6 protein-coding genes and 1 pseudogene are annotated in these 7492 nt (G+C 68.6%); 3 read left to right on the top strand and 4 right to left on the bottom strand.

Annotated elements, in window-relative coordinates; all coding sequences use genetic code 11:
• The 3 genes and pseudogenes from recA to rny form a co-directional block, all read left to right on the top strand.
• Positions 1-658: pseudogene (recA, locus tag AC08OO_RS00035) on the top strand (recombinase RecA); the annotation flags it as partial.
• Positions 659-712: 54 nt separating this feature from the next.
• The gene (gene recX / locus AC08OO_RS00030) at positions 713-1321 is read left to right on the top strand and encodes a recombination regulator RecX (RefSeq protein WP_476606193.1); all 609 of its coding nucleotides are present in this window, start codon (positions 713-715) and stop codon (positions 1319-1321) included.
• A 343-nt stretch (positions 1322-1664) separates the two neighbouring features.
• Positions 1665-3623 carry a ribonuclease Y gene (gene rny / locus AC08OO_RS00025; protein WP_476610217.1) on the top strand — a complete coding sequence of 653 codons (1959 nt, stop codon included), beginning with the start codon at positions 1665-1667 and terminating at the stop codon, positions 3621-3623.
• Here rny and AC08OO_RS00020 read toward each other — a convergent pair.
• The 4 genes from AC08OO_RS00020 to AC08OO_RS00005 form a co-directional block, all read right to left on the bottom strand.
• Positions 3569-4450 (bottom strand): amino acid ABC transporter permease, encoded by an 882-nt coding sequence (locus tag AC08OO_RS00020; RefSeq protein ID WP_476610218.1) that lies wholly within the window; start codon positions 4448-4450, stop codon positions 3569-3571. The genes rny and AC08OO_RS00020 overlap by 55 nt on opposite strands.
• Positions 4447-5067, bottom strand: coding sequence for an amino acid ABC transporter permease (locus AC08OO_RS00015; protein WP_476610224.1), 621 nt, complete (start codon positions 5065-5067; stop codon positions 4447-4449). Before AC08OO_RS00015 ends, AC08OO_RS00020 begins: the two co-directional genes overlap by 4 nt.
• 203 nt (positions 5068-5270) lie before the next feature.
• Positions 5271-6227 carry a glutamate ABC transporter substrate-binding protein gene (locus AC08OO_RS00010; RefSeq protein WP_476610219.1) on the bottom strand — a complete coding sequence of 319 codons (957 nt, stop codon included), beginning with the start codon at positions 6225-6227 and terminating at the stop codon, positions 5271-5273.
• 206 nt (positions 6228-6433) lie between these two features.
• Complete coding sequence (locus AC08OO_RS00005) at positions 6434-7168, bottom strand: amino acid ABC transporter ATP-binding protein (RefSeq protein ID WP_476610220.1); 735 nt, start codon at positions 7166-7168, stop codon at positions 6434-6436.
• Positions 7169-7492 lie beyond the last annotated feature (324 nt).

The raw sequence follows: 7492 nt of genomic DNA, 5'->3' as shown, positions 1-7492 counted from the left end.
CACCGACGGTCTGCTGGTCTCCCAGCCGGATACCGGCGAGCAGGCGTTGGAGATCGCGGACATGCTCGTCCGGTCTGGCGCGCTGGACATCATTGTCATCGACTCGGTGGCCGCGCTGGTCCCGAGGGCCGAGATCGAGGGCGAGATGGGGGACAGCCACGTCGGCCTCCAGGCCCGCCTGATGTCCCAGGCCCTGCGCAAGATGACCGCGGCGCTGGCGAACTCCGGCACGACCGCGATCTTCATCAACCAGTTGCGCGAGAAGATTGGGGTGATGTTCGGCTCCCCGGAGACCACGACCGGTGGTAAGGCACTGAAGTTCTATGCGTCGGTGCGCCTCGATGTCCGTCGTATCGAAACCCTCAAGGACGGCACGGAGGCCGTGGGTAACCGGACCCGCGTCAAGGTGGTGAAGAACAAGGTGGCGCCGCCGTTTCGGACCGCCGAATTCGACATCGTCTACGGAGGCGGTATCAGTCGGGAGGGTTCCCTGATCGACATGGGTGTCGAGCACGGCATTATTCGTAAGTCCGGTGCCTGGTACACCTACGACGGCGATCAGCTCGGCCAGGGCAAGGAGAACGCCCGGTCGTTTCTGCGGGACAACCCCGATCTGGCCAACGAGATCGAAAAGAAGATCAAGGAGAAGCTCGGCATCCTGCCCAGTCTCGAATCCGATGCCGTGGTGCCCGTTCCGGTCGATCTGTAACCGATGGCAGGAGCAGATCCGGGGAATGCCGCCGCCGGTCCGTCGTTCGCCCGGACGGCGGTCGTGGTGGACGGGGGGCCGCGGCCGAATGATCCGATCTCGGTCGCGCGGGAGATCTGTCTGCATCAGCTGGCGACCAGAGCGAGGAGCCGAGCGGAGCTTGCGGCGACCATGCGGCGACGGGGGGTCACCGATGAGATCGTCGCTGTGGTCCTCGACCGGTTGGCCGCCGTCGGTCTAATCGACGACGAGGCCTTCGCTGCCGCCTTCGTCTCCTCCGCCCGGGCCCGTCGTGGGCTGGGTAGGCAGGCCCTGGCCACAGAGCTGCGTAAGCGGGGAGTAGATCCGGAGACCGTCGAGGCCGCCATGGCGGTGGTCGGAGCGGACGACGAGGAGGAGAGCGCCCGCGAGCTCGTCCTTCGTCGGCTGCGGTCGATGGACCGCCTGCCCGAGCAGGTTCGTACCCGAAGGCTTCTCGCCATGCTGACCCGAAAGGGCTATCCGGTCGAACTGGCGGTCCGGGTCGTGAGCGAGCAGGTCGCTCAGGGGCTCGCCGACGGAGGTCGGATGGGCTGGGTGGTCGATGGCGGCGAAGACGACGGCTCGGTGTGAGTGGTGGGGAGATTGAGTCTTGGTCGTCAATGTGCCCTTATTTCTTGACCAGGGATTGTGCGAGACCTAGTCTTTCTTGAAAGGTGACAGGACTCCCGCGGCGACGCGGTCTTGATAGCTCGTCCAACTCACACGGAGGCAGCCGCTGCGCGTGGGTGCTCGAAGGCGCTATGCCCGCCGGCCGGTTGACGTTGGATTGGCCGGTTCGGGAGGCCGTCCGGGCTCCATATCGCAATGGCGTAATCCGCGTGCTGCCCCTCTACGGCTGTGATCGTGCCGAGACGAGGGTCCTTCGCCGCTCCAGCCCGCCTGTGCGGGTCCGACGGAAGCGGAGGGAGCAGCGATGGAGGGCGTCCTCGTCGTCCTGTTGTCACTCGTACTTGTCGTCCTGAGCGTTCTGATCCTCGCCGTGGCGCGGTTGGTCCGGGCGACCCGGGTCGACAAGATACCCGCCCCCGCTCCGGTGGTGCCCCGAACCCCGGCCGCCCGGGGCGCCGGGGACGTGACGGGTCCGGCGGACGTGACGGGTCCGGCGGACTTTGACGAGGAGCCGACGGTCCGCGTCCTGCCCGCCCTCCGGGAGGGTTCCGGTGCTCCGGCCACGACGGACGCCGACTCACCCGCCGATCGGGACGGCACCGCCGCGCGGACCGGGGGTTCGGCCGTGACCGCCGGTCGCTCTGACGGCGGCCTCCGCGCGGCTCATGGTGGTAGCGCGGAGGAGGCGGCGCAGATTGTGGCCCGAGCCGAACGGGAGGCGGCGGAACGGTTGGCGCGGGCTGAGCGGGATGCCGCCGAGATCCGGCGGCGCGGCGAGGAGGATGTCGCCCTACTGCGCGAGCGGATGCTCGCCGAGGCGGCGGTCGAAACCTCGCGGGTCCAGGCCGCGGCGAGAGAGTCCGTCCGCGTCGAGCAGGAGGCCGCCCGGACCGAGATCACCGCGGCTCGGGTGGCGTTCGACGGTGAGCAGCAGGCCTGGCGGACGGAACTACAGAGCCGGGAGGCTGCGATAGCCGCCCGGGAACAGCGCGTCGAGGACCGGATGGCCAGCCTCGACGATCATGGTCGCCGGCTGGCGGACCGCGACCGCGATCTGCTCGACCGGGAGAACGACCTGACCCGTCGGACAGCCGAGGTGGCCGACCTCGAACGTGCCCGTCATGCCGCGCTGGAGCAGGTGGCCGGGCTCACCGCCGGGCAGGCCAGGGGAGAGCTGATCGCCGTCATCGAGCAGGAGGCCCGGCGGGAGGCGGCGCTGACGGTCCGCGAGATCGAGGCCCGGGCCGAGGAGGAGGGTGAGGAACGCGCCCGCAGGATCGTGACCACCGCCATCCAACGGGTCGCGTCCGACCAGACCACCGAGGCCGTCGTGACGGTCCTGCATCTTCCCGGCGATGAGATGAAGGGCAGGATCATCGGGCGGGAGGGGCGCAACATCCGGGCTTTCGAGTCCGTCACCGGGGTCAACGTGCTCATCGACGACACGCCCGAGGCGGTGCTGCTGAGCTGCTTCGATCCGGTGCGTCGCGAGGTCGGTCGCATCACGCTGGCGGCTCTGGTGTCCGACGGCCGGATCCATCCGCACCGCATCGAGGAGGAGTACGCCCGCGCCCAGATCGAGGTGGCCGAGCGGTGCGTGCGGGCGGGCGAGGACGCCCTGCTCGAGACCGGCATCTCCGAGATGCACCCCGAGCTGGTTAACCTGCTGGGCCAGTTGCGTTACCGAACCAGCTACGGCCAGAACGTGCTCGCGCACCTGATCGAAAGCGCCCACCTCGCCGGAATCATGGCCGCCGAGCTGCGCATGCCGCTTCCACTCGCGAAACGAGCGGCTCTGCTGCACGACCTCGGCAAGGCGCTCACCCACGAGATCGAGGGCTCTCACGCGTTGATCGGGGCGGATGTGGCCCGTCGCTACGGTGAGGACGAGGAGGTCGTGCACGCGATCGAGGCCCATCACAACGAGGTCGCACCCCGCTCGATCTGCGCGGTGCTGACCCAGGCCGCCGACCAGATCTCCGGTGGCCGGCCTGGCGCCCGCCGCGACAGCCTGGAGTCGTATGTGAAACGGCTCGAGCGCATCGAGCAGATCGCCGGTGACCGTCCGGGTGTCGACAAGGTGTTCGCCATGCAGGCCGGCCGGGAGGTGCGTGTCATGGTAGTGCCCGAGGAGATCGACGATCTCGCCGCCCATCTGCTCGCCCGGGACGTCGCCAGGCAGATCGAGGAGGAGCTCACCTATCCGGGTCAGATCCGGGTGACCGTCGTGCGCGAGACCCGTGCGGTGGGCACCGCCCGCTGAGCCGGGACGCGGCCGCCGAGGCGGCGGTCCTGACGGCGGTCCAGCCATCGGGCCAGCAGCGACAGCAGCCCGTTGGTGACGATGTACATCACCGCCATGAAGGTGTAAATGGGCAGGGCGTACCTGCTGCCCAGATACTCGACCGCCCCGCGCCCCGACCGCAGCAGCTCGCTGTAGGCGATGACGTAGCCCAGCGAGGTGTCCTTGAGCAACGTCACCAGCTGGCTCACCAGCGTCGGGCTCATCCGCCGGATCGCCTGGGGAAACTGGATGAGGCGGAAGATCTGGACCGGCCGCAGCCCGGCCGCCGCCGCGGCCTCCGTCTGCCCCCGGTCGACCGACTGGATCCCGGCGCGGAAGATCTCGCTGAGCACCGCCCCGTTGTAGGCGGTCAGCCCGATGACCAGGGCCCAGAACGCCGAGAGCCGCCAGCCGAGCGCCGGCAGACCGAGGTAGGCGAACAGGATGAGCATCAGGACGGGCAGGCTGCGGAACAGCTCCACCAGCAGCGTGGCCGGGATGCGTACCGCCCGGCGCCGGGACAGCCGGGCCAGGGCAAGCAGGGTCCCCACCGCCGAGGCGAACAGCATCGCGGTCAGCGCGGCGCGCAGCGTGTCGAGCAGCCCGTTCCACAGCAGGGTGCGCAGCGCCGGCTGATCGACGAAGACACTCCAGCGCTTGCCGTCGAGCTGGCCAGAGTCGGCGAGGCGGAGCACCGCCAGCGTGACCAGCCCGACGAGGACAGCGGCGGCCACCACGCTCGCGAGCAGGATGCGGCGCCGACCACGCGGACCCGGTGGATCGGCCAGGATGATCTCGGCGCTCATTGCGCCCTCGCCACCCGTCGTTCGGCCAGGGACAGCCCGGCTGCCAGCACCACGGTGAGGATCAAGTATGCCACCACGCCGCCGAGCAGCACGGCGATCACCGCGTCCGGATTGGCGGTCGTGAGCCGTTGGACCATGCCGGTCAGCTCTTGGACGCCGAACGCCGCGGCGATCGAGGTGTTGCGGATCAGCGCGCTCACCACGCTGCCCAGCGGTTGCAGCACGTTGCGGAACGCCTGCGGAAGAATGATCATTCGTAGTGTCTGGGAGAAGGTCAGGCCCAGCGCACGAGCCGCTTCGGCCTGACCGAGCTCGATCCCATTGATCCCGGAACGCACCGCCTCGCAGACCAGCGCGGCGTGATAAATCGAGAGCGCGACCACCGCGAACGTGAAATACGAGAAGACGATGTCCAGCTGTGGCAGGACGAACACCACGAAGAAGAACACGACGGTCAGCGGGGTGTTGCGGACCGTCTGCACGTAGGCGGTGCCGGTCCAGCGCAGCGGGGGCACGGGGGAGACCCGCATCGCCGCGAGGACGGTACCGAGGATCAGCGCCGCCACGGACGCGAACAGGCTTAGCCCGACCGTCCGGCGGAAGCCCTCGGCGAAGATGTCGAGGTTGTCGATGACGGCGTCGATCGTTGTCCTCCCTCATGCGGTGGCGGGTGGACGACCGGTCGGCGCGGGTGAGGCCGACCGGTCGTGCCCCGAGCGATGATCGGCGGATGCCGTTCAGCCGGTGCCGGTCACCTGATATCGATCACCTGCTACCGGTCAACGGCCGCCGCTCAACGGCCCTCGACCCGCGGAGCGGATCAGGACGTGTACCGGTCGACGGCCGGGGGAGTGGGCACGGTCGGCTCCACCTTGCCGAGGGTCGAGGTGTACGCCTTCTCCCAGCGCCCGTCCTTGTAAGCGGCCTCGAGCGTGTCGTTGATGAAGTTCCGGAACGCGTCGTCACCCTTCTTGAGGCCGATGCCGTAGGGCTCCTTCGTGAAGGTGCCACCCACCACCTTGAAGGCGTCAGGGTCCTTGTCGACGAGACCCAGCAGGATGCCCTTGTCCGTGGTGACCGCGTCGACCTGGCCGTTCTTCAACGCGTCGGCGCACTTGCTGTACACATCGAACAGCACGAGCTGGGCGGTGGGCGCCACCCGGCGGATGTTCTCGGCCGGCGTGGATCCGCTGACCGAGCACACCTTCTTGCCGGCAAGGGTGTCCTTGCCGGTGATGTCGGTGTTGTTCTTCGCGACCATGATGGACTGGCCGGAGACGTAGTACGGCCCCGCGAAGTCGACGACCTTCTTTCGTTTGTCGTTGATTGTGTAGGTGGCCACCACGAGGTCGACCCGGCCCTGCTGGATGAAGGGTTCACGGTTGGCCGACACTGTCTCCACGTAGGAGACCTTGTCGCGCGGGATGCCCAGGGCATCCGTGACGATCTTCGAGATCTCGACGTCGAAGCCCTCGGGCTGGCCGCTGAGGTTCTTCAGCCCGAACAGGTTCTGGTCGAACTTCGTCCCGATGGTGATCTTTCCGGCGTCGTGCAACCGGGCCATGGTGGTGCCGGCGGTGAAGGTCACCGAGGGGGTGGGTGTCGAGGTGTCATCGCCGCTGCTCCCACAGGCACTCAGTCCGAGGGCGGCGAGCAGCGTCGCGCCGGCGAGGAGCGCGCCGCCGCGCCTGCGGCGGCGTTCGCGTGACATCCCGCCGGAGCTCCCGTTGGGATGCCCGGCGGCGGGGCGTCGCGTCCGGCTGAACGGTGTACGCATGACCGATCCTCTCGCAGTGCTCCGGACCGCGGGTCCGGAGCAGGTGATCTGGCGTCGGGTGGTGTGTGTCCCCCCCTGAGGAACTGCGTCCCTCTGGTGGTGCGTGCCTGCTGCTGGTGGTGCGTGCCTCTGGTGTGTCTCCGGGTGCCGGCGGCGCGGTGGGCGGTGGGCGCGACCGGGTCGGGTCGGGTCGGGTCGGTGGAGGTTCAGTGCTGCAGGACCCGGGCCAGGAAGTCCCGGGCGCGCTCGGTCCGCGGCGCGGCGAAGAAACTCTCTGGCGGGGCGATCTCGAGGATGCGACCGTCCGCCATGAAGGCCACCCGGTCCGCGGCGGAACGCGCGAATCCCATTTCGTGGGTAACGACGATCATGGTCATGCCGCTGGTGGCCAGCGACCTCATCACGTCCAGCACCTCGGAGATCATCTCTGGGTCGAGTGCCGAGGTCGGTTCGTCGAAGAGCATGAGCACGGGATCCATCGCCAGCGCCCTGGCGATGGCGGCGCGCTGCTGCTGGCCGCCGGAGAGCTGGCGGGGCAACTGGTCCGCCTTGTCGGCGATCCCCACGCGTTCCAGTAGTTCCTGGGCCCGGGCGCGGGCCTGCAAGCGGTTGTGTCCCAGGACCTTGACCGGCCCCAGGGTGACGTTCTCGAGCACCGTCTTGTGCGCGAAGAGGTTGAACGATTGGAACACCATTCCAACCCGTGATCGCATCCGGGCGAGCTCACGGCCCTCCGTGGGCAGGGGGCGGCCCTCGAAGAGGATCCGGCCCTCGTCGATCGTTTCCAACCGGTTGACGCAGCGGCACAGGGTCGACTTCCCCGACCCCGAGGGCCCGATGATGATGACGACCTCGCCCGCCTCGACGGACAGGTCGACGTCGGTCAGGACCCGGTTGTCGCCGAACGACTTCCCGACGCCTTCCAGAGTCACCAAAGGCATGTCGACCTCCCGACACAATGGCGCTGTGGTGTTGGGCCGAGCGTCCCGGCGGCCTCATGATGGAACGGCCAGGCGCGCGGATCAGTCGTGGGGCCGACAGCTGGAGCGGTCGTCTCGCGCGGATTTCGGCGCACTGACGGGAACATTCGAGAATAGTATCCCTGCAGCTACGCAAATATATCGAGCGGGGTGTTGCCTGATATCTCGGGCGGTGTCCGGGCCGGGGTGGGGCGCCTCAGCTCCCGACGGGGAGGGTCCCGGCCCCGCAGGCGAGGCGGCCCGCGACGCGATCCCGTCCCCGCCGGACCCAGCTCAGGCCCCAAC

This window comes from Frankia sp. CeCAU1, from assembly GCF_977971845.1.
This window is presented reverse-complemented; position numbering and strand designations above follow the sequence as displayed.